The sequence below is a fragment of the Salmonella sp. SAL-020 genome (assembly GCF_017372215.1).
GTDB classification, from domain to species: Bacteria; Pseudomonadota; Gammaproteobacteria; order Enterobacterales; family Enterobacteriaceae; genus Salmonella; species Salmonella enterica.
This window is the reverse complement of the sequence record NZ_CP071690.1, coordinates 3,016,486-3,039,359: the sequence shown is the minus strand read 5'-3', so window position 1 is coordinate 3,039,359 and position 22,874 is coordinate 3,016,486. Positions and strand designations below refer to the sequence as shown.

The following is a 22,874-nucleotide window of genomic DNA, read 5'->3' as shown; positions in this document are numbered from 1 at the left end:
GTCCGCCATCCGGTAAAAGGTTCGTGTGATGCTTAACTATGTTCTCAAGCGCCTGCTGGGATTAATTCCTACTCTGTTGATTGTGGCAGTGCTGGTGTTTTTATTTGTTCATTTGTTGCCCGGCGACCCGGCGCGGCTGATAGCCGGACCGGAAGCCGACGCGCAAGTGATCGCGCTGGTTCGTCAGCAGCTGGGGCTTGATCAGCCGCTTCATGTCCAGTTTTGGCGTTACATCACCCATGTTTTACAAGGCGATTTCGGGACGTCAATGGTTTCCCGCCGCCCGGTTTCTGAGGAGATCGCCAGCCGCTTTTTGCCGACGCTGTGGCTGACGATAACCAGTATGATATGGGCGGTTCTGTTTGGCATGGCGATCGGCATCGCCGCCGCCGTGTGGCGTAATCGCTGGCCTGACCGGTTAGGAATGACGCTTGCCGTGACCGGCATTTCTTTCCCGGCTTTTGCGCTGGGAATGTTGTTAATGCAGATTTTTTCCGTGGATCTGGGCTGGCTACCGACCGTGGGGGCGGATAGCTGGCAACATTATATTTTACCCTCCCTGACGCTTGGCGCGGCGGTGGCATCAGTCATGGCGCGTTTTACGCGCTCCTCGTTTGTCGATGTCCTGAGCGAGGATTACATGAGGACCGCGCGGGCGAAAGGCGTCAGTGAAACGTGGGTGGTGTTAAAACATGGCCTGCGCAATGCGATGATCCCGGTCGTCACCATGATGGGACTGCAATTTGGCTTCCTGCTTGGCGGATCGATCGTCGTTGAAAAAGTGTTTAACTGGCCGGGGCTTGGGCGATTACTGGTCGACTCCGTCGACATGCGCGACTACCCCGTGATTCAGGCGGAAGTGCTGCTGTTTTCTCTGGAATTTATTCTTATCAACTTAGTGGTGGATGTCCTCTATGCCGCCATTAATCCGGCTATCAGGTATAAGTAAGGATGCGATTATTTAACTGGCGCCGTCAGGCGATTTTACATGCTATGCCGGTGGTAAAACCCGACCAGATACGCACGCCGTGGCGGGAGTTCTGGCGTCGTTTTCGCCGCCAGCATGTCGCGTTGGTCGCCGGGGGATTCGTACTGGCGTTAATTCTGGTGGCGATTTTTGCCCGTTGGCTGACGCCCTACGATGCGGAAAACTATTTTGACTACGATAGCCTGAACAATGGCCCCTCTTTGCAGCACTGGTTTGGCGTTGACTCGCTGGGAAGAGACATCTTTAGCCGGGTTCTCGTTGGGGCGCAGATCTCACTGGCGGCGGGCGTGTTCGCGGTATTTATCGGCGCGATAATCGGTACGGTGTTGGGATTGCTGGCGGGATATTATGAAGGCTGGTGGGATCGTTTTATTATGCGCATTTGCGATGTGCTGTTCGCCTTCCCCGGCATTTTGCTGGCGATTGCCGTTGTGGCGGTGTTAGGCAGCGGTATTGCTAATGTGATCGTTGCGGTGGCGATTTTCTCTATTCCGGCGTTTGCTCGTCTGGTGCGCGGAAATACCCTGGTCTTAAAACAGCAGACGTTTATTGAGTCTGCCCGCAGTATCGGCGCCAGCGACACGACGATTTTGTTTAGCCATATATTGCCGGGAACGGTCTCGTCAATTGTGGTTTTCTTTACGATGCGTATCGGTACGTCAATTATTTCCGCGGCAAGCCTGTCATTTCTCGGATTAGGCGCGCAGCCGCCAACGCCGGAGTGGGGAGCGATGCTCAATGAAGCGCGGGCGGATATGGTCATCGCGCCGCACGTAGCGCTCTTCCCGGCGGTGGCGATTTTCCTGACAGTGCTGGCGTTTAACCTGTTAGGCGACGGGTTGCGCGATGCGCTGGACCCGAAGATTAAGGGGTAAGCCAGCCCGGTGGCGTTGACGCCTGGAGGGCCTGGAACGGGCTCGTCAGGCGGGATAACACATCCGGCACCCGCGCCGGGGGAGGTGGCGTTAAACCCGACTGCCCCACAAATCATATTCGTCGGCGTTTTCCACTTTCACGCGCACGATATCGCCCGGCTTGACGTTGGTTTCGCCGTTCAAATAGACCGCGCCGTCAATTTCCGGCGCATCCGCCATGCTACGCCCGATAGCGCCTTCTTCGTCAACCTCATCGACGATCACCAGAATTTCGCGGCCCACTTTTTCCTGCAAGCGCTCAGCGGAGATTTGCTGTTGCAGTTGCATAAAGCGGTTCCAGCGCTCTTCTTTCACCTCTTCCGGCACCTGATCCGGCAGCTCATTCGCGCCTGCGCCTTCCACCGGGCTGTACTTGAAGCAGCCTACACGATCGAGGCGCGCCTCTTTCAGGAAGTCGAGCAGCATCTGGAAGTCTTCTTCCGTTTCGCCGGGGAAGCCGACAATAAAGGTGGAGCGTAGGGTCAGTTCCGGGCAGATTTCGCGCCACTGCTTAATGCGCGCCAGCTGGCGGTCAACGGAACCGGGACGTTTCATCAGTTTAAGAATCCGCGGGCTGGCATGTTGCAGCGGAATGTCCAGATAAGGCAGGATTTTGCCTTCCGCCATTAGCGGAATCACATCATCAACGTGTGGGTAGGGGTAGACGTAGTGCAGACGTGTCCAGACGCCCAGTTTTGATAACTGCTCGCACAGGCTCACCATACTGGTTTTCACCGGTTCGCCATTATGGAATCCGGTGCGGTGCTTCACATCTACGCCGTAGGCGGAGGTATCTTGCGAAATCACCAGAATCTCTTTGACCCCGGCATCAACCAGACGTTTCGCTTCGCTTAATACGTCGCCAATCGGACGGCTGACCAGATCCCCGCGCATCGACGGGATGATGCAGAACGTGCAGCGGTGATTACAGCCTTCAGAAATTTTCAGATACGCATAATGGCGCGGCGTCAGTTTTACACCCTGTTCTGGTACGAGGCTTAAAAATGGATTGTGCTTCGGCTTCGGTACGTAATGATGTACGTGCTGCAGAACTTGCTCATAGCTATGCGGCCCGGTGATTTCCAGTACTTTCGGATGCACTTCGCGGATCTGATCTTCTTTTGCGCCCAGGCAGCCGGTGACGATTACCTTACCGTTTTCGTTCAGCGCTTCGCCAATGGCTTCCAGCGACTCTTGTACCGCGCTGTCAATAAAGCCACAGGTATTAACGATAACCATATCCGCATCGTCATAGCGTGGCACAACGTCATAGCCTTCGGTACGCAGCTCAGTCAGGATGCGTTCCGAATCAACGAGGTTTTTCGGACAGCCCAGGGAAACGAAGCCGATCTTTGGCTGGTGGGTTACATTACTCATAGCTTAAAAAGTGTTCATTTATTGGAATGGTCAGGGCAGGGATTCTACAGATATCCGAACAAAAATTGTATCGCAATCTCATCGAGAGCGGCGGCATCAACCGTTGTGGTTATCAGCAAAAGGTGAAAAAGGGCACTTCTAAGAAAATTCTTGATCTCTGACACCCCTTTGTCTAAAAAACGACCATACTATTAAGTTGAACCCTGGTAGAAAAGAGGAGGAAAAAAGGTATGGTCGTTGACAGACTGAGAACCGATCTTCTCAACAAGCTGATAAACGCGCGTATCGATCTTGCCGCTTATCTGCAATTGCGAAAAGCGAAGGGGTATATGTCAGTCAGCGAAAGTGACACTCTGCGTGACAATTTTTTTGAACTGAATCGCGAGCTCCACGATCACGCTTTACGGCAGGGACTGCATCTCGATCAGGAAGAGTGGAACGCGCTGCGCCGTGCCGAAGGCGCGCTTGCAGCCGCCGCCGTTTGTTTAATGAGCGGACACCATGATTGTCCGACCTTTATTGCCGTCAACGCAGATAAACTTGAAAACTGTCTGACAACTTTGACGCTGAGTATTCAGAGTCTGAAAGCACATTCACCGCTTACACAGGTCTGAACAAGGGGAGGCGACTCCTGAGGAATCCCCAGCAAACCAAGACAGGCATAGTGTTATGTGATCTAATTGATTGCGCTAACACTTTCAAGGAAATCATCACTATGCCTGCTCGTTCATTATGCCAAAAATCCTTTAAAAATATACTGGAGCCTTTGCACCTTTACCGCCGTCAATCTCTGATTGAGGCTACCAGTGTAGTGATTAACAGTGCATCTCTTACACTTATTCAGTATTGGGCGTGATTTGTCAGGAGTAGCATCGGTCAGGCACAAGACAAAACGTATCGATCGACTTCGGGGAAAGTCTCACTTGCAGAATGAAGTTTCAGATACTTTTTCAGCGTGTTACTAAAAAATCACGGAGGGAATGACCCGGGTTGTCATGCTCTCCTATATGCCAGCCTGTTTTCCGCCAAAGGTGACTAAATTCGGTTCACCAGACAATCGTTGATGTTCTTAGGGAACGGTATAGTCGAATTCACTCCTGAAACAGGTACGGAATGTCGGCCGTTTACTATTCTGAAACGTTATTTATATCAAATAATTAAATTTTATTTTTATCTTTGTTATTGTAACAATAAATTACATGTTTCTTTCTGTTATCAGCGAACCTGAACCAATTTTAATGGGGGGTTAGATAAAAGCTAATTCAGAAAATTATGTTTTTAAGATATATTGAATTATCAGATGCTCCATTCAAATGAGAGACGAGAATGCAAACGTTAGAACGGTTTTTTCTTTTCGTTACGGGGGACCAACCTGAACGATTTGAAAAAGCAAATAGCAGTTGTGCTGATAGCGTAATCCTTGATTTAGAAAATGCGGTGTCATCTGAGAAAAAAATAATTGCCAGAGAAAATGCTCTGAATTTCATGAGTAATGATGAAAAAGTACTGATTGCTGTACGTGCAAAAATTGTAATAACTTCACGCCTGGCTGGATCATATCCTTCTGTTGACGGTATCACAACTGAATTTATGAAAAACGAGTTGACAATACAAAATGCTATTCACTCCTGTAAAATGGGGTTCAGTGGCAAGGTATGTATTCACCCTCCACAAATTTCACATGTAAACAGAGCATTCAGCTATTTAAAACAAGAAATCGAGTGGGTTCCCCAGATTATGCGACTGGCTCAATATCCCCATGGAGCGTTCAGTCATGAAGGGCAAATGGTGGATAAACCGTTACTGGAAAAAGCAAAAAGGATTTTGGCTCATAGCATTTAGTAAATATATGAAGGAGTCACCAATGAAAGCTTTAGTTTGTGTAAAACAAGTTGTCGATCATAACGTTAGAATTAGAATAAAGCGAGATCATTCTGATGTTGATATTTCTGATTCAAAACTCAGTATCAATCCATTTGATGAAATTGCAGTTGAAGAAGCAGTACGTTTAAAAGAACGGGGATTAATCAGTGAGGTTGTTGTAGTGTCTATAGGAAACACAGGTGTAGGGGATGTATTGCGTACAGCACTGGCAGCAGGGGCAGACAGGGCAATATACATATTAACAAAAAACTCTCTTACACCACTAATTGTGGCCAAAACTATCACCGCTATTACCCGGAATGAAAAACCCGATATTATATTATTAGGCAAGCAAGCTATTGACGATGATTGTAATCAGGTAGGCCAAATGCTGGCAGCATTACTCGATCTTCCCCAAGCCACTAATGTTAGTGAAATTACTATTTCTGATAATTCATTAACTGCTGTTCGTGAGGTTGATGGAGGATTAGAAACGTTAAATTTATCCCTGCCTGCAGTACTCACTACAGATCTACGTCTGAATACACCGAGGAATATCAGCTTGCCGAATGTTATTAAAGCCAAAAAGAAACCTGTTAAGGAGATAGATTTCGATTCACTTGGTATTAACCCGTCATCCAGATTGACTATTATTAAAGTTGATGAGCCAGCAAGAAGGAAAGCAGGCATAATCGTTCCAGATATTAACACGCTGCTAGATAAATTAAAAAACGAAGAAAAAGTAATTTAAGGAGGAAAATATGGCTTCTTTAGTTATTGCTGAACATAACGGCAATACTCTTTTACCTTCAACACTCAGTACTATCACTGCGGCAAAAGCCATTAATAGTGATATAGATATACTTATGTTAGGATATGGTATAGAAAGTATTGCAGTTAAAGCCAGTCATATTCAGGGGATATCCACTGTATTTGTTGCTGACAGCCCACTATTCGAACACCTTCTGGCAGAGAATGTGGAAAAACAGATCAGCTATTTTTTGAATAGTGGGAAAAATCATTATCAGTCCATTCTTTTTCCTGCAAGCTCTTTTGGAAAAAACTGTGCGCCACGCTTAGCAGCAAAACTTGATGTATCTCAGATTAGTGATATTACGCGTGTCATTGATCAACATACCTTTGAACGTCCAATCTATGCGGGTAACGCTATTGCCACAGTACACAGTGATGATGAATATAAAGTGATAACTGTTCGTCCTACCTCATTTGCGGCTGCGGCTGCGGTTGCGGAAGATGAGGGAAAAGCCCCCATTGAATTTACAGAGGTTGTTCTTGGTTCAGATCAGGTAAAATTTATTAGCCAACATGTTAATAAAAGTAACCGTCCAGACTTACAATCCGCCAGAGTTGTAGTATCAGGTGGACGAGGAGTAGGAAGTGCACAGGCATTCAAAGAACTTGTTGATAACCTGGCAGATAAATTAGGCGCTGCCGTGGGGGCAAGCCGGGCTGCTGTAGATGCTGGTTATGCACCAAATGATTATCAGATTGGCCAGACCGGAAAAATCGTTGCGCCTCAACTTTATATTGCTCTGGGAATTTCTGGCGCCATACAACATCTTGCCGGGATGAAAGAGTCAGGCGTCATTGTCGCTATTAATAAAGATCCTGACGCTCCTATCTTTTCTATTGCGGATTATGGTTTGGTAGCTGATATTTTCAAAGCTGTACCTGAACTTATCGATAAATTATAAATCATATTTTTTCCTCCTTAAAGGTAACTTTTATGCAATATACTGATATTCAAATTTGGCAGCCTGGCATTCTGCGCAACACCGATTATCTTAACCCCGGTCCCGCTAAGCTGCTGGCCGCCACTCTGGATAAAGACATCAAAATCTTTAAAGAGGGGGGCGTTCTGCCAGAATTATGGCACTGGCTCTATTTTCTTCCTGTCGACCGCCAGTCAGATCTATCTGCTGATGGTCATCCGATAAAAGGTCATTTTATACCCCCTGTTGGCGCTGGTTTATTGAGGAAAAAATTATGAAAAGTATTGAAAGGGATAAATATCAGGATATTCGTGATGCGGTTCGTTCATTATGTAGTGAATTTGATGATAAATATCACCGTAAGATAGATGAAGCAAAAGCCTATCCTGAAGAGTTTGTTAATAAACTAACCAAAGCTGGTTGGCTGGCTGCGCTCATCCCGGAGGAATTTGGAGGGTCAGGGCTTGGTTTAACTGAAGCATCTATTATCATGGAAGAGATCAATAGATCGGGTGGAAACTCTGGAGCCTGCCATGGTCAGATGTATAACATGAATACGTTGTTACGTCATGGATCCGATAAACAGAAAGAATTCTGGCTGCCACGGATAGCTACTGGTGAATGGCGCCTGCAGTCGATGGGCGTCACAGAACCCACAGCAGGTACAGATACCACCAGAATTAAAACTACAGCTGTAAAAAGAGAAGACCGGTATGTGATAAACGGACAAAAAGTCTGGATTTCACGTGTTCAACATTCAGACTGGATGATTCTTCTGGTTCGAACTACTCCGCTTGCAAATGTAAAACGTAAATCCGAAGGGATGTCTATTTTCATGGTTGATATTAAAGAAGCTATGAAAAATGGAATGACAGTACGACCTATTCCCAATATGGTCAATCATGAAACCAACGAGCTCTTTTTTGACAACCTGGAAATTCCCGAAGAAAATCTTATTGGTGAAGAGGGTATGGGTTTTCATTACATACTTGATGGTTTAAATGCAGAGCGTACCTTGATTGCGGCAGAATGTATAGGCGATGGATATTGGTTTATGGATCGTGTTACCCGCTATACCTGCGAGCGTGAGGTTTTTGGTCGTCCCATTGGTCAGAACCAGGGGGTGCAGTTTCCTATTGCAGAAGCATTTATTGCAGTGGAAGCGGCTAATCTGATGCGTTTTAAAGCGTGCGAGCTTTTTGATCAGCATCTTGATTGTGGAGCACAGGCTAATATGGCGAAATACCTTGCTGCGAAAGCCAGCTGGGAAGCAGCCAATGCCTGCCTGCAATTTCATGGTGGATATGGTTTTGCCTGTGAGTATGATATCGAACGAAAGTTTAGAGAAACACGTTTATATCAGGTTGCTCCCATATCTACCAACCTGATCCTGAGCTATATCGCTGAGCATGTGCTGGAGATGCCACGTTCATTCTGATGTCAAATCAATTGGAAAAATATTATGAAACAGTTACCTCTGTCCGGAGTCATTATAGTCTCGATTGAACATGTCATTGCCACTCCCTTCTGTACCCGACAGTTTGCTGATTATTTCTCGCGGGTAACTATAATAGAATGCCAAGAAAACAGGGACTTTTCCTGCAATTATGATGAACGGCTTAAAAATGATTTGTGTATATTCTTTTTCATCTGAGGGAGAAAGCTAAATATAAATGTTATGGAATGCTTCATCATCACCGACATTTTTTTAATAGTTGATAACTGGCTATATAGTCTTATAGGCACCTTTTTCTAAGGTTGAACATTCCTATACCATTTCATCTGTTTTATCACTATGATATTTATTTCATTGGTTACAATATGAATGCAATTTTATTTACATAATATAGCTGTTCCTACGGTGCTGAAAAATTAAGGAGTTAATAATGAACGATACACTTTCTAATACCCAGCAATCACGTGAGACAATAGAATGTGATGTTCTTATTGTGGGAGCAGGACCCGCCGGATTATCTGCAGCTCTTAAACTTAAATTACAGGCAAATGATGCAGGAAAAGAACTGTCCATTATCGTCCTTGATAAAGGAGCTGAGCCTGGTTCTCATATTCTCAGTGGGGCAGTCATGGATCCCCGAGCGCTGAATGAACTAATTCCTGATTGGCAGGAAAGAGGCGCACCCATTAAACAGCCTGTTACTCAGGATAAATTACTGTTACTGACGAATGAAAAATGTATTAATTTGCCGGATGCATTGATTCCTGATAATTTTCGCAACCATGGAAACTTTATCGTAAGCCTCGGTAATCTCATTAAATGGCTCGCCGGTCAGGCAGAAACGTCAGGCGTGGATATTTATGCAGGCTTTTCGGCAACTGAGATACTGTATGATCAGGATACTAACATTATCGGTGTAGTAACTGGTGATATGGGACGTCATCGGGATGGCAGCAAGAAAGAGGGGTTCCAGAGTGGAATAGAAATTCTGGCAAAATATACAATTTTTGCCGAAGGGGCCCGCGGTAGTCTGGCTAAAGAACTGATCAAAAAATTTCATCTTGATACAGGCAAAGCACCCCAGAGTTTTAGCATAGGCATAAAAGAGTTGTGGGAGGTTCCATCAGACCAGTCCCATCCGGGGCTTGTAATTCACACCACAGGTTGGCCTCTGGATAAAGAGTCGTTCGGGGGTGGGTTTCTCTATCATCTTAATGATAATAAAATTGCACTAGGTTTGGTTGTGGGACTTGATTATTCAAATCCCTGGTTAAGCCCTTTTCAGGAAATGCAGCGCCTGAAAACACACCCTTCTATACGCAAATACATTGACCGGGGTAAGCGTATTGGTTATGGCGCAAGAGCAATCAATAACGGCGGGATTGCGTCTATGCCTGATCCCTGTTTACCTGGTGGTCTGCTGATTGGTTGTAATGCCGGTACGCTCAATGCAAGTAGAATCAAGGGCATCCATACAGCTATCAAAAGTGGCATGATAGCGGCTGACGCTATATTTAATGCTTTGCTGGACAACAGGAAAAACGACATACTGACAGAATATCAAACATTACTGCGACAGAGCTGGCTTTGGCAGGAACTGGAAAATGGTAGTAATTTCAAACCCTGGTTTAAAAAAGGGCGTGTGATAGGTTTTATCATGACTGGCATTGAGCATTGGCTGCTTCCCCGAATGGGTATAAAAAAAATCCCCTGGCGTGTAAAAAATAACCGACCGGACAATATCACTCTGCAACCGGCCAACAAAAGCCAGAAAAAACTGTACGACAAACCTGACGGTAAACTGACGTTTGATATTTTGTCATCCGTCTATCTCAGTAACACCTGGCATGATGACGACCAGCCAGTACATTTGAAAATCAGTGATCAGAATATCCCTATATCCATTAATCTGGATATTTATGGTGGCCCCGAAGAACGATATTGCCCTGCCGGAGTATATGAATTTTTACAGGATAGTGAAACACAAAACATGCGTCTGCAAATAAATTCACAGAACTGTATTCACTGTAAAGTTTGTGACATTAAAGATCCTAAACAAAATATAACCTGGACTACGCCTGAAGGTGGCAACGGACCAAATTATACAGGGATGTAACGCTATCACTCAGTCTGAGCTGTGAGCATAGTAACCAGTTTTTGTGTGAAGCCGGGTAATTTGTCAAAGCTTCTGGCGCAGATTTGTAATTTTCTTAATGACCAAAATTCATCAAGATCAATAATCGAAAATTCATGCAACTGACGCAAACGGGATGCAGCAGAGTGAGGCATTATACCAATGCCCACTTTTGCTTCAACCATACGGCAAAATGTTTCAAAGTTGCCGACCTGTATTCTAATTTTCAGTTTAGATGGTACTAGTTCTGCCTTTTTTCGGATAAATTCAAACATTCCTGTCCCTTCAGGCAGACTGATTTGTTCATATTGAATTAATTCATGAAAGGTCACGCTTTTTCTGTCAGCAAAGGGATGGTCTGTCGCGGTGATAAGCACTAGCCTATCAGTACGGAACGGCAGTATTTCAAGATTATCTGTTGTAATATTACCAGCAACAATTCCGAGATCAGTTTTCCCCTCAATAACAGAACGTACAATTTCCGGACTTGGATACTCCCTGAGATCAATATTCACATCGTTATATAGTGTAAGGAAATGGCTCAACAATGGGGGGAGATACTCTGCAATAGCAGTTATACTGGAAAATATTCTGACATGTCCTTTGATGCCTTTAACATGCTCCTGCATATCGCTACGTAACATTTCCATCTGATTCACAATAAGGCTGGCGTGGTGTTTAAATGTTTCACCAGCAGAGGATAACGTTATCCCCTTGCTACTACGATACAGCAATCTCAGATTGATACTCTGTTCAAGATTACGTATACGCACGCTACCAGATGCGGCAGACATGTAAGTTTTTTCCGCTCCACGTGTTAAGCTCCCTTCTTCACTGATAGCAAGGAATAATTTTAAATCTTTTATATCAAAGTGCATCGTTGTGGCTCATAATTAACGTATAATACAGTGTGCTGCTTTTTTATAGACTCAGTCAGACTGAGTATTTCGGCCTATCCGAATTCCTGTCACGTCGAGATAACTACAAAATGTAGGCTGACGGTGTCACCGCCCTACCATGATCCGGGGATCTGGTAGGACGCTGGTGACCGCTGACAGGGGGTCAGGTCAGACATATTGTCGGAACCGTTGTAACGTAGATGCTAATACCTGCTCCCCGTGGTCATCAGGTTAACCCGTTTACAGCGGTTTTTTCAGCCCCGGCAGATTTATCATAAACTGATCACCGTAAATATGTGGAATCAGCCAAGTAAAGAACAGATTGGCAAACGCCACCACAAACAATGATACGCCTCCATAGGTCAATAAAGCGCATACAAGAATAATCATCGGCATGGCTTTGTTCTGGCCCACCATACAGGTCACAGCACTGACAATTGAGTAGTAAAAACCAGCAAATTCAATCAGCTTGCCAAATACTGCGCCCAGCAGAAAGACAGGAAAATAAAGTTTTACAAAACCGATCAACTTATCCATAAATATATCACTGAAAACCGGGGCGACCGTCACTGGACGGGTGAACAGAACTGCGCCAAGTGCTACCAGCGGAGCAAAAAGGATCACACTGTAACCACGATAAGCGACCAGCATCAGTAATGAATACATTCATTGTCTTATCTCGCTAGCATGACTACCCATTTTATCCATGTTATGCAACAGCTTGTGTCATATTTTTCTGATCTCCATTTTAGATCAGACAGGCTATTACTCAGGGATTCCGGCGCGAAGAATGGAACATACTCTAAAAAGTACTCGGCGGATTCAAGTCGGTATCACTCCGTTAATAATCTTTATTCTCGACCCGCTGCATGTTGATTTTACGGTTAAACGCCGTTCTCTTATTCATCGCAGGAGTAAACCATCATGACATGCAGTGAAATCCCCAGAAAACGATCATGTATTCAATCGTTGATTATCGTTTCGAATACCGACTTTTATCGCAGGATTTATGATGGCTAAAGTCGATGTGAAATGCCCGTTTTGCGCGCAAACGGCATCCGTTAAAAAGTATGGTCCGGGGAGTGCAGGGCACCAGCATTACCGCTGTCAGGCATGTTGCCGCAGCTTTCAGGTCGACTATGAATACCGCGCCTGTCAGCCCGGCATGAAAGGGCAGGTTGTTGATCTTGCCATGTACAATGCCGGTATTCGTAATCCGCAGGGGCTGGCCATCAATCCCTGGAGCGGCGCGCTATGGCTGCATGAACACGGTCCGCGCGGCGGCGATGAAATTAACATCCCGGAAAAAGGCAAAAATTATGGCTGGCCGCTGGCTACATGGGGCGTTAACTATAGCGGTCTGAAAGTGTCGGAAGCCAAAGGTAAAATTGTCGCGGGGGCGGAGCAGCCGGTTTATTACTGGAAAGATTCTCCGGCAATTAGCGGGATGGCCTTTATATCAGCGACGTTTTTGTGCCGTGACGGCACAAACTGTTTATCGGCGCGCTAAAAGATAAAGAGGTCATTGTGATGCGCGTCGATGGCAATACGGTGACGGAAGAAGGCCGTATTCTGGGTGACAGAAAGCAGCGTATTCGGGATGTGCGTGTCGGACCTGACGGCTACTTATATGTGTTAACCGATGAGTCCGACGGGCAGTTACTCAAGGTAAGTCCTGCAGCCACGCGTTAGGTCACCGGGATCATCACCACTTTGCGAAAAGCAGGGCGCTCGGTAAGCTGCTGATACCAGCGCTCCAGATTCGGGCGCGGCGTCCATTTCAGACCCACGTTCAGCAGGTTATAGACGAAAGGCGCAATAGCGATATCGCCGGTGCCAAAGTTATCTCCGGAGAACCACGGCTGGCGGGCCAGAGCATCATCAAGAAGCGCAAACAGGCCATCACACTTTTCGATACCAGCTTCAATTGCCGCCTGGTCGCGTTTTTCCGGCGGGGTTCTGACCAGTCCCATCAGGATCACGCGGTGCGCCGGGCTTAACGTTTGATTCGCCCAGTCCATCCATTTTTCGCCCTCCGCACGCCGCGCCGGATTATCAACCCATAGCCGGTTCTGGCCGTATTGCGCCGCCAGATAGCGGACAATGGCATTGGATTCCCACAATAACAGGTCGGTTTCATCATCTTTAAGCAGCGGCACCAGCCCATTAGGATTCATCGCCAGATAGTCGGCATCCTGGTTAACGCCGAATTTTCCGCCTGCCAGAATTTGATCGTATGGCAGTTCCAGCTCTTCAAGCGTCCACAACACTTTTTTAACATTAGTCGAGTTGTTCCGGCCCCACAGCGTAATCATATTAACCCCTTCCGTTTTATCAGGATGATGACAGTAATCGGCCTACCGTGAGATAAACCTAACATTTACACAATGGTCTGTAAAAAAATCGTTATGAAGGAAGCGTAACGGGATGTTATTGCATAAACTTTAAAAACTTTACCAAGTTACGGTTTCTTTAACGTCGTGAGTGCGTTATTACTCACCGCACTTATTACACGGTGGTGTGACGTGTGTTTTTGGAATGGATACTCGGGTGGTACTATGACGCAATACGCTTCTTCCCTTCGTAGCCTCGCGGCAGGTTCGGTTCTCTTATTCCTTTTCGCTTCGCCTGTAAAGGCAGAGGAACAAACGATCGCGCCGCCGGGCGTTGATGCGCGAGCCTGGATCTTAATGGATTACGCCAGCGGTAAAGTACTGGCGGAAGGCAACGCCGATGAGAAACTCGACCCTGCCAGTTTGACAAAAATTATGACCAGCTACGTGGTGGGCCAGGCGCTGAAGGCAGGGAAAATCAAGCTGACCGATATGGTGACGGTGGGCAAAGATGCCTGGGCGACGGGGAACCCGGCGCTACGTGGGTCGTCGGTGATGTTTCTGAAGCCAGGCGATCAGGTGTCGGTTGCGGATCTTAATAAAGGCATCATCATTCAGTCAGGTAATGATGCCTGTATCGCGCTTGCCGACTACGTCGCCGGAAGCCAGGAGTCCTTTATCGGCCTGATGAACGCCTATGCGAAACGACTGGGGTTAACCAATACAACCTTCCAGACGGTACACGGTCTTGATGCGCCAGGGCAGTTCAGTACCGCTCGCGATATGGCGCTGCTCGGCAAGGCCTTGATTCACGATGTGCCTGACGAATACGCCATTCATAAAGAGAAAGAATTTACTTTTAATAATATTCGTCAACCGAACCGCAACCGCCTGTTGTGGAGCACCAATCTGCATGTCGACGGCATGAAAACGGGGACAACGGCTGGCGCTGGGTATAACCTTGTCGCCTCCGCCACCCAGGGCGATATGCGCCTGATCTCTGTCGTGCTGGGGGCGAAAACGGACCGTATTCGTTTTAATGAGTCAGAAAAACTGCTGACCTGGGGTTTCCGCTTCTTTGAAACGGTCACGCCGATTAAACCTGACGCGACATTCGTGACGCAACGGGTCTGGTTTGGCGATAAGCGTGAGGTCAATTTGGGGGCGGGCGATGCGGGGTCTGTGACGATTCCGCGTGGGCAGCTTAAAAACCTGAAGGCCAGCTTTACGTTGAACGAACCACAGCTCACGGCGCCGTTGAAGAAAGGGCAGGTTGTCGGCACCATCGATTTCCAGCTTAACGGAAAATCCATTGAGCAACGCCCGTTAATGGTGATGGAAAACGTCGAGGAGGGGGGATTTTTCAGCCGGATGTGGGATTTTGTGCTGATGAAACTCCATCAGTGGTTTGGCAGTTGGTTCTCGTAAAATAACTCCGTTGCCGGGTGCGCGTCGCATCCGGCTACGGGCGGTTAATACATCAGAGTAATTTGTTGCGCTTTAGCGTAGGCCACAAAGGCCTCATCGGGACGGCGGTCGCTGATAATCGTATCAAAGCGTGATAATTCCCCCATCCGCGCCGGACGTACCTTGCCGAATTTACTGTGATCCACCACCAGTACATGGCACTGTGCCATTGTCATTGCCCAATGTTTTACCGGCAGCTCTTCCAGATTAAAGCAGGTAGCGCCTTTACTGGTATGAACGCCAGCGGCGGAATAAAACGCGATATCCGGACAAATATTGTTTAACGTTTCATGGAAATCAAGCGGTTTGAAAATGGCGTTGCTGGCGTGAAACTCCCCGCCGCTGAGGATGGCGCGGCAATGGGGTTTGTCCTGCAGCGCCAGAAAGGTATTAAGTGAATAGCACACCGCCGTAAAGGGAAGGTCATTATCAATGGCTTCAATGATCCACGGCGTGGTGGTGCCACAGTCAATAAATACCGTCTGATGGGCTTGTACCAGGCCCGCAGCCAACTGAGCGGCTCGGCGTTTTTCTTCCACCAGACGAGATTTTTGATCGCTTAACAGATAATGGCTGGCGCTGCGGGGCTCCAGTACGATATAGCCGCCCAGCAACACGACAGGCGCGCTTTTATGGTTCAGGTCGCGACGAATGGTCATTTCAGAGACGCCCAACAGGGTCGCGGCTTCTTTAAGATGAAGTTTATCGCTGCGTTTTAAGGCCTGCAGCAATTGACCAATACGCTCGTCGCGTCGCGTTTCCATAGTTCCCCTGGAGAGTTAAATAAGCGCTCCGCACCATACAGAGCGCTTAATATTACTCTTTTTTTCGCTATTTAGTCACGTACCCAGCCTTTTCGAATGGGCAATGCGAAACAGAAACGGTAACAACGTTGCAGCGCCTGGTAGAGCGGCGCGCCGTACCATTGCCAGATCAGCTGTGCGCTCAGGCAGCCAAGCATCGCTACCAGCAGCGCGCCAATCATATCTAACGGCCAGTGTACGCCGAGATAGACGCGCGACCAGGCGATGGTCATGGCTATCGCCATCATCACGATGCCTGACCAGAGGCGGTGCCAGAACAAAAACGCCAGCGCAAAGGTAAAAATCACCGTACCGTGATCGCTGGGGAACGAGTCATCGGCGGCATGATGCAGGAAGTTATAGCCGATATGATCGACAAACGGACGGTCGTGCGGGAAAAGGTGTCCCATTGTCCAGGAGACCGCCAGACTGATAATCAGCGCGATGCCGATTTTAACGATCAGCTGGCGCTGGGCGCAGACCCGATCGCGGGGCCCCCACAGCCAGAGTACCACGGCTAAGAGCGGGACGATGTTGATGACATCTTTGGCGATAAAGATAGCGAGCGAAATTATCCACTGCGCGGAATCAGGCGTGGCGTTAATAAAATAAAACAGCGAGTTGTTAAGGTTTTCCAGCATAACATCCAGGCTCGGAGCAATGAAATCAAAAGGGATAGCCAGCTCATCCCCGTGCAAACTGAGCATAAATGCAGCGTAACAGGGAGGAAAAGCAGTATTGTCTTATTTGGCGGCAACATGAAGAGATTTAAGACAATGGCATAAAATAACGTTGATGATAACGGCGCAAACTTAAATTAACCTTAAAGTACGCAAGCGCTAAGCGGCTTTCTGTAAAAATGTGCGCTATTTCCCTTGCAGCCTCATAATTCGCTATCTCAGTTCCCCGACTTTCATTACACTCTGCGCGGTTTTTATTGGCGAAGAGATGGTATGCAGAATCGTTTACAATCAGGCGGCAGGCTGGGACGTCAGGCGCTGCTTTTTCCTCTCTGTCTGGTGCTGTACGAATTTTCTACTTATATTGGCAACGACATGATCCAGCCGGGTATGCTGGCGGTGGTTGAGCAGTATCAGGCGTGCCTGGACTGGGTTCCGACGTCCATGACCGCTTATCTGGCGGGCGGTATGTTCTTACAGTGGCTGCTTGGCCCGTTGTCTGACCGGATTGGCCGTCGTCCCGTGATGCTGGCGGGCGTCGTGTGGTTTATTGTCACCTGCCTGGCGACGTTACTGGCGAAAAACATCGAACAATTTACCTTCCTGCGTTTTTTGCAAGGGATTAGCCTGTGTTTTATCGGCGCTGTAGGGTATGCCGCGATTCAGGAGTCCTTTGAGGAGGCGGTGTGTATAAAAATTACCGCGCTGATGGCGAACGTGGCGTTAATCGCGCCGCTACTGGGACCACTGGTTGGGGCGGCATGGGTGCATGTTCTGCCGTGGGAGGGGATGTTTATTTTATTTGCCGCACTGGCCGCTATCGCCTTTTTCGGGCTACAGCGCGCAATGCCGGAGACCGCCACGCGGCGGGGCGAAACGCTGTCATTTAAGGCGCTGGGCCGGGATTATCGGTTGGTGATAAAAAACCGGCGGTTCGTCGCAGGGGCGTTAGCGCTGGGATTTGTCAGCCTGCCGTTGTTGGCCTGGATTGCGCAGTCGCCGATTATCATCATTAGCGGCGAACAGCTCAGCAGCTATGAATATGGTCTGCTGCAGGTGCCCGTTTTTGGCGCGCTCATTGCCGGTAATCTGGTGTTGGCGCGTTTAACCTCCCGACGTACGGTTCGCTCGCTGATCGTGATGGGCGGCTGGCCTATCGTCGCGGGGCTGATCATCGCCGCGGCGGCGACGGTGGTTTCATCCCATGCTTATTTATGGATGACGGCGGGATTAAGCGTATACGCTTTTGGCATTGGGCTGGCGAATGCCGGACTGGTGCGTCTGACGCTCTTCTCCAGCGATATGAGTAAAGGAACGGTCTCGGCGGCGATGGGAATGCTACAAATGCTGATTTTTACCGTTGGCATTGAAGTCAGTAAACACGCCTGGTTAAGCGGCGGCAATGGGCTATTTAGCCTGTTTAATCTGGCAAACGGTATTCTTTGGCTACTGCTGATGCTGGTCTTCTTAAAAGATAAGCGGACGGGGAATTCGCAAACAGTCTGAGAGAGCGGCTACGCCTGATAAGCTTTCTGTTATCAGGCGTAGAGAGGCATCCGCTAGACGTTGAACGGCGGCTCGTTGTTTAATACGCTGTCGATGATATCCAGCACGCCTTCCTGATTGTTCGATCCGGCGCGGTATTTCGCCGCCGCCGCGACCGCTTCGCTGGCGTGCGACATGGCAAAACTAAACCCGGCCTGACGCAGCATCTCAATATCGTTGCCGCCGTCGCCGAATACCACCACTTCACTATCATGAATGCCCCAGCGCTGCTGTAACAGACGCAGGCCGTTGGCTTTATGCACGCCGGGAATTATTAAATCAATACTGCCATAGCCGGTATGAACGGGGACCATGATATCGCCAATAGCGTCGTGCAGCGCCGCCTGTACTTCCGGTATCCGTTCATCGGTAATATTAAGGCCGAATTTGAAAAAGACATCGTTGATGTTATTAAAATTATCCACAAACTCCAGACGATGATAATACATTGCCGCAACGGCTTTTAACGCATCGTTGTACCGTTTCAGCGTGTAGGCGCTGTTTTTTCCACAGGCGATAATCTCCACATCGGCGCGTGTGAGCAGGTGTTCGACAACCGTCTGGAAGTCGGCTTTTGTCAGCTCGCCGTTAAAAATATCCTCTCCTTCGCTGACCACCCAGCCGCCGTTTTCCGCGACAAAAGCGATTTCGTGCGCAATTTCCGGAAAGAACGAGATTAACTGGTAATACTGGTTGCCGCTGGCCACGACAAAGCGAATGCCTTGCCGCTTCATTTGTTGGTACTGCGCCATAAACCGGTCACGGTTATAGGTTTTTTGATCGCTCAGAAACGTGCCGTCCATGTCGACGGCGATTAATTTAATACTCATGCGTTATGCTCCATCACCGGTTGCGGAGTCGATACAGGTTTGGCGACGGCCTTCGCCACCAGCGCCGCCAGAATAACCAGCGCCAGCACAACCATCATGGCGCTGCGTAATCCATAGTGCTCTCCCAGATAGCCCAACAGCGGCGGCCCGACCAAAAACGCCAGATAGCCGGTCGTGGCGACAACGCTCACACGCGTCGGCGCGTCGGGACCGGTATCGCTGGCGGCGGAAATGGTCAGCGGGAAGCCGAGCGAAGCGCCCAAGCCCCAAAGAATGACCGAGACGCCGGCAACCCAGTCGCTATCGACAAAAATAATCAGGCCAATGCCCAACGCTCCCATCAACGCGCTGGCGCGAACAACCGTCACCCGGCTATAGCGGTCAATAAACCAGCCGCCGGTAAAGCGGCCAACGGTCATACCAAGCGTGAAACCGGCGTAGATCAGAGAGCCGGAGGTTGGGCTAAAACCGTGTCCGTCTACCATCAGTAGCGGTAGCCAGTCATTCGCAGATCCTTCGGCGAATGCCATTGCCAGCACCACCACGCCAATAAGCAAAAGCTGGATGTCCCGATAAAAAGGTAATCCTTTTTCCTGAAGGTGAGCATCTTCCGATGCGTTTTTACCCGTACCGTCAGGGATCGCCCGAATGGCGATGAAAATGGGCGCGATCGCCACGGCAGCCGCGAGGATGATATGGATGTTAGGCGGGACGCTTAATGCGGTTAACGCCATGCCGACACCAGCGCCCGCCAGCGTGCCGAAACTGTAAAAACCATGCATCATCGGCAGAACGGTTTTATTCAGCTCGCGTTCGACCGCCGCGCCTTCGACATTAATCGCCACTTCGGCGGCGCCAAAACTGGCGCCGAAAACGGCTAATCCAAGGGCAAAAATCAGCGGCGAGGCGCACCACAGCGCGACGCTAAGAATAACCATCCCGCCTACTGCGCAGGTCATCGTCGTGCGAATAACCTTCCGGGTGCCAAATCGTTTCACCAGCCAGGCGGAACAAAGAATACCGCTCATTGAACCGATAGAAAGCCCGAATAAGACCGCCCCCATTTCCGCGGTAGAGACGGAAAGAATATCCCGAATAGCAGGCGTTCGGGTTGCCCAGGAGGCCATCAGCAGTCCGGGTAAAAAGAAGAACATAAACAGCGCCCAGGTACGGCGTTTTAAGGCGTTACGTGAGGAGAGGACGGTCATAGCGTCAGGCCAGAAAATAGAAGCGAGAGGTAAACATTAGCAAGCTTGTGTACATTTGTACATATCGTCGTCATACTTCGTTGTGCAGACAGTTTTTGCTGTCTGTTTTTTCAGCGTAAGCGGCAGGCTACTATCGCCTGCATCCTGAATGAGATGTGGAACTCATCATGAAAGAAAATGCCGTAAGACGCGCCAATGATCCTAAGCGACGGGAAAAAATAATTCAGGCCACACTGGAAGCGGTAAAGACCTATGGCGTTCATGCCGTGACGCACCGGAAAATCGCCGCTATCGCTCAGGTGCCGCTTGGCTCGATGACCTACTATTTTGCCGGTATGGATGCGTTATTGAGTGAAGCCTTTACACTTTTCACCGAGAACATGTCGCGTCAATACCAGGACTTTTTTGCGCAGGTGACGGATGCGGAGGGGGCGTGCCAGGCGATAACGGAAATGATTTACGGCTCGCAGGTTACGACGCCGGATAATATGGCGTTAATGTATCAGTTATATGCCTATGCCAGCGATAAGCCAGCGTTAAAAATAGTCATGCAAAACTGGATGCAGCGTAGCCAGAATACGCTGGCGCAGTGGTTTGACGCACAGACCGCCCGCGCGCTGGATGCGTTTATCGAGGGGATGACGCTGCATTTTGTAACGGATCGAACGCCGCTGGCGCGTGAAGCGATTTTACAGATGGTAAAGCGAATCGCCGGAGAGTCAATGTCGTGTCACTCTGCGTCAGGCAACAAAAAACCCACCAACCTTGAACCGAAATGGCGGGGTTGATGGGCTCCACAAAATGGGGACATCAAAGAAAAGCAGTGGCAATAGGTATGACTGATGCTTTAACGAAAAGTTCGACCTATTGGCAAAATTTTTTCACTTAAAGGCAAACTTCAGTTTTATCCTAACCCCGGCCAGATGATGACAATAAGCGTCCCCGCCAGCGTTAGCAGAACGTTGGCGATGGCGTAAGTCCCCGCATAACCCAGCGCTGGAATATTACTGCGCGCCGTATCGCTAATGATTTCCATCGCCGGGGCGCAGGTACGCGCGCCCATCATGGCACCGAACAGCAGCGCCCGGTTCATGCGCAGCACATAAGCGCCAAACAAGAAGCAGATCACCACCGGTACCAGGCTGACGACAAGCCCGGCGATCAGCATTTGTCCGCCGACCGCGCCCAGACCGTTGCTGATACCGCTGCCGGCGCTTAAACCAACGCCTGCCATAAACACCATCAAGCCGAATTCTTTCACCATATTAAGCGCGCCCTGCGGAATATAACCAAAGGTAGGATGGTTAGCGCGCAGGAAACCGAGCATGATCCCGGCGAACAACAATCCGGCCGCGTTGCCGATGCCGAAACTAAAATTGCTGAACTGGAAGGTAATCATCCCGATCATTAACCCGATGATAAAAAAAGCGCAGAAGGCGAGCAGGTCCGTCACCTGACTATGGATCGAAATAAAACCAATGCGATCGGCGATGGTTTTTACGCGTCTGGCGTCGCCGCTCACCTGTAACACGTCGCCTTTATTCAGCACGACGTTATCGTCGATAGGCATTTCGATCTGGCTGCGGATGACGCGGTTAAGGAAGCAGCCATGATCGGTCAGCTTGAGCTGAGCGAGGCGGCGACCGACCGCATTGTGGTTTTTCACCACAATTTCTTCCGTCACGATGCGCATATCAAGCAGATCGCGATCAAACACTTCCTTACCATTACGGAAGCTGGGATCGAGCCTGGCGTGCGCGTCCGGATAGCCGACCAGCGCAATCTCATCGCCCATTTGCAGCACCGCATCGCCATCCGGGTTCGCCAGAATACCGTTACGACGAATACGTTCGATATAGCAGCCTGTCTGGCGGTAAATACCCAGCTCGCGCAGGTTTTTGCCGTCAGTCCAGGCCACCAGTTCCGGGCCAACCCGATAGGCGCGGATAACCGGCAAATAAACCTTGCGATTAGCATCGGTATCCAGACCGCGCTCGCGAGCAATTTGCTGGGCGCTGGTTTGCAAATCCTGATGCTGTAGTTTAGGCAAGTAGCGCGCGCCCACGATCAGACTGACCAACCCAATCAGATAGGTCAGGGCATAGCCCAGGCTCAGATTATCAAGAGCGGAGGAGAGTTGGGTGCTGGCGATGCCGGAATGTCGCAGGGTATCGCCTGCGCCAACCAGCACGGGCGTGGAGGTCATTGAGCCAGCCAGCATACCGGCCGTCAGGCCGATATCCCAGCCGAATAGCTTACCAAGGCCTAAGGCGATTAGCAGAGCGCTACCGACCATGACCAGGGCAAGCATCAGATAATTTTTACCGTCGCGAAAAAAAATCGAAAAAAAGTTGGGGCCAGCCTCGACGCCGACACAAAAAATAAACAGCATAAATCCCAGATTTAGCGCGTCGGTGTTAATACTAAAGTGTTGCTGCCCTAATAATAGAGAGACCACTAAAACGCCAATGGAATTACCAAGTTGGACTGAACCCAGACGTAACTTGCCAAGACACAGGCCAAGAGCCAGGACCACAAATAATAACAGGATGTAATTCCCATTTAACAAATCTGCGACGTTTATATTCACGGAGACTAACTTCTTGTTTACGAGTAAGCTGTTGAAAGAAATGGTAATTTACGC

At 48.8% G+C, this 22,874-nt stretch carries 23 protein-coding genes and 1 pseudogene; 15 read left to right on the top strand and 9 right to left on the bottom strand.

What is annotated here, in order from left to right:
* Positions 1-28: 28 nt before the first annotated feature.
* Both gsiC and gsiD read left to right on the top strand, forming a co-directional pair.
* The gene (gene gsiC, locus J1G48_RS14915; protein WP_000936067.1) at positions 29-949 is read left to right on the top strand and encodes a glutathione ABC transporter permease GsiC; all 921 of its coding nucleotides are present in this window, start codon (positions 29-31) and stop codon (positions 947-949) included.
* A 2-nt stretch (positions 950-951) separates the two neighbouring features.
* Positions 952-1,863, top strand: a complete 912-nt coding sequence (gsiD, locus tag J1G48_RS14910; protein WP_001236024.1) for a glutathione ABC transporter permease GsiD — start codon at positions 952-954, stop codon at positions 1,861-1,863.
* A gap of 90 nt (positions 1,864-1,953) precedes the next feature.
* Here the strand turns inward: gsiD and rimO are convergent, their stop codons facing one another.
* Positions 1,954-3,279, bottom strand: a complete 1,326-nt coding sequence (gene rimO, locus J1G48_RS14905) for a 30S ribosomal protein S12 methylthiotransferase RimO (RefSeq protein ID WP_000073317.1) — start codon at positions 3,277-3,279, stop codon at positions 1,954-1,956.
* Between the two features lie 230 nt (positions 3,280-3,509).
* Between rimO and bssR the strand changes: the two genes are divergently transcribed.
* The 8 genes and pseudogenes from bssR to J1G48_RS14870 all read left to right on the top strand — a co-directional run bounded on the left by bssR (position 3,510) and on the right by J1G48_RS14870 (position 10,447).
* Positions 3,510-3,893: a biofilm formation regulator BssR gene (gene bssR, locus J1G48_RS14900; RefSeq protein WP_000259651.1), complete on the top strand. Its 384-nt coding sequence runs from the start codon at positions 3,510-3,512 to the stop codon at positions 3,891-3,893.
* Positions 3,894-3,994: 101 nt separating this feature from the next.
* A pseudogene (locus J1G48_RS23390) lies at positions 3,995-4,241 on the top strand (IS4 family transposase); the annotation flags it as partial.
* A 364-nt stretch (positions 4,242-4,605) separates the two neighbouring features.
* Entirely contained in the window at positions 4,606-5,121 is a 516-nt protein-coding gene (locus J1G48_RS14895) for a CoA ester lyase (RefSeq protein ID WP_001521476.1), read from the top strand.
* A gap of 22 nt (positions 5,122-5,143) precedes the next feature.
* Positions 5,144-5,893, top strand: coding sequence for an electron transfer flavoprotein subunit beta/FixA family protein (locus J1G48_RS14890; protein ID WP_001677062.1), 750 nt, complete (start codon positions 5,144-5,146; stop codon positions 5,891-5,893).
* 10 nt (positions 5,894-5,903) lie between these two features.
* Positions 5,904-6,857, top strand: coding sequence for an FAD-binding protein (locus J1G48_RS14885; RefSeq protein ID WP_000157772.1), 954 nt, complete (start codon positions 5,904-5,906; stop codon positions 6,855-6,857).
* 32 nt (positions 6,858-6,889) lie between these two features.
* On the top strand, positions 6,890-7,153 hold the full coding sequence (locus tag J1G48_RS14880) for a hypothetical protein (RefSeq protein WP_001677061.1): 264 nt from the start codon (positions 6,890-6,892) through the stop codon (positions 7,151-7,153).
* A complete protein-coding gene (locus tag J1G48_RS14875) occupies positions 7,150-8,313 on the top strand; it encodes an acyl-CoA dehydrogenase family protein (RefSeq protein ID WP_000835399.1) in 1,164 nt (387 codons plus the stop codon). Before J1G48_RS14880 ends, J1G48_RS14875 begins: the two co-directional genes overlap by 4 nt.
* 448 nt (positions 8,314-8,761) lie before the next feature.
* The gene (locus J1G48_RS14870; RefSeq protein ID WP_001000306.1) at positions 8,762-10,447 is read left to right on the top strand and encodes an electron transfer flavoprotein-ubiquinone oxidoreductase; all 1,686 of its coding nucleotides are present in this window, start codon (positions 8,762-8,764) and stop codon (positions 10,445-10,447) included.
* A 5-nt stretch (positions 10,448-10,452) separates the two neighbouring features.
* On the opposite strand, the gene J1G48_RS14865 is transcribed toward J1G48_RS14870, so the two are convergent.
* Complete coding sequence (locus J1G48_RS14865; RefSeq protein ID WP_000545335.1) at positions 10,453-11,343, bottom strand: LysR family transcriptional regulator; 891 nt, start codon at positions 11,341-11,343, stop codon at positions 10,453-10,455.
* Positions 11,344-11,604: 261 nt separating this feature from the next.
* Positions 11,605-12,030 carry a GntP family permease gene (locus J1G48_RS14860; RefSeq protein ID WP_000287110.1) on the bottom strand — a complete coding sequence of 142 codons (426 nt, stop codon included), beginning with the start codon at positions 12,028-12,030 and terminating at the stop codon, positions 11,605-11,607.
* Between the two features lie 346 nt (positions 12,031-12,376).
* On the opposite strand from J1G48_RS14860, the gene J1G48_RS23545 reads away from it, so the two are divergent.
* Entirely contained in the window at positions 12,377-12,874 is a 498-nt protein-coding gene (locus J1G48_RS23545; RefSeq protein ID WP_021590877.1) for a PQQ-dependent sugar dehydrogenase, read from the top strand.
* A gap of 20 nt (positions 12,875-12,894) precedes the next feature.
* The gene (locus J1G48_RS23540; RefSeq protein ID WP_001715619.1) at positions 12,895-13,056 is read left to right on the top strand and encodes a PQQ-dependent sugar dehydrogenase; all 162 of its coding nucleotides are present in this window, start codon (positions 12,895-12,897) and stop codon (positions 13,054-13,056) included.
* Here the strand turns inward: J1G48_RS23540 and J1G48_RS14845 are convergent.
* Positions 13,053-13,679 carry a glutathione S-transferase family protein gene (locus J1G48_RS14845; RefSeq protein ID WP_000631904.1) on the bottom strand — a complete coding sequence of 209 codons (627 nt, stop codon included), beginning with the start codon at positions 13,677-13,679 and terminating at the stop codon, positions 13,053-13,055. The genes J1G48_RS23540 and J1G48_RS14845 overlap by 4 nt on opposite strands.
* Before the next feature lie 243 nt (positions 13,680-13,922).
* Between J1G48_RS14845 and dacC the strand changes: the two genes are divergently transcribed.
* The gene (gene dacC / locus J1G48_RS14840) at positions 13,923-15,125 is read left to right on the top strand and encodes a serine-type D-Ala-D-Ala carboxypeptidase (protein WP_000195712.1); all 1,203 of its coding nucleotides are present in this window, start codon (positions 13,923-13,925) and stop codon (positions 15,123-15,125) included.
* A 44-nt stretch (positions 15,126-15,169) separates the two neighbouring features.
* Here dacC and deoR read toward each other — a convergent pair whose 3' ends face one another.
* Positions 15,170-15,928 carry a DNA-binding transcriptional repressor DeoR gene (gene deoR / locus J1G48_RS14835; RefSeq protein WP_000450103.1) on the bottom strand — a complete coding sequence of 253 codons (759 nt, stop codon included), beginning with the start codon at positions 15,926-15,928 and terminating at the stop codon, positions 15,170-15,172.
* 71 nt (positions 15,929-15,999) lie between these two features.
* On the bottom strand, positions 16,000-16,608 hold the full coding sequence (gene ybjG / locus J1G48_RS14830; protein ID WP_001520197.1) for an undecaprenyl-diphosphate phosphatase: 609 nt from the start codon (positions 16,606-16,608) through the stop codon (positions 16,000-16,002).
* A gap of 312 nt (positions 16,609-16,920) precedes the next feature.
* Here ybjG and J1G48_RS14825 point away from each other — a divergent pair, with 312 nt between their 5' ends.
* Positions 16,921-18,153, top strand: a complete 1,233-nt coding sequence (locus tag J1G48_RS14825; RefSeq protein ID WP_001181274.1) for an MFS transporter — start codon at positions 16,921-16,923, stop codon at positions 18,151-18,153.
* 53 nt (positions 18,154-18,206) lie between these two features.
* Here the strand turns inward: J1G48_RS14825 and J1G48_RS14820 are convergent, their stop codons facing one another.
* Positions 18,207-19,022, bottom strand: coding sequence for a Cof-type HAD-IIB family hydrolase (locus tag J1G48_RS14820; RefSeq protein WP_000023554.1), 816 nt, complete (start codon positions 19,020-19,022; stop codon positions 18,207-18,209).
* Complete coding sequence (locus J1G48_RS14815; protein ID WP_000217423.1) at positions 19,019-20,230, bottom strand: MFS transporter; 1,212 nt, start codon at positions 20,228-20,230, stop codon at positions 19,019-19,021. Before J1G48_RS14815 ends, J1G48_RS14820 begins: the two co-directional genes overlap by 4 nt.
* Positions 20,231-20,397: 167 nt before the next feature.
* Between J1G48_RS14815 and J1G48_RS14810 the strand changes: the two genes are divergently transcribed.
* Positions 20,398-21,018, top strand: coding sequence for a TetR/AcrR family transcriptional regulator (locus tag J1G48_RS14810; RefSeq protein WP_000661873.1), 621 nt, complete (start codon positions 20,398-20,400; stop codon positions 21,016-21,018).
* Positions 21,019-21,134: 116 nt separating this feature from the next.
* Here the strand turns inward: J1G48_RS14810 and J1G48_RS14805 are convergent, their stop codons facing one another.
* The gene (locus J1G48_RS14805) at positions 21,135-22,820 is read right to left on the bottom strand and encodes an aspartate:alanine antiporter (protein WP_001024853.1); all 1,686 of its coding nucleotides are present in this window, start codon (positions 22,818-22,820) and stop codon (positions 21,135-21,137) included.
* Positions 22,821-22,874: the final 54 nt, after the last annotated feature.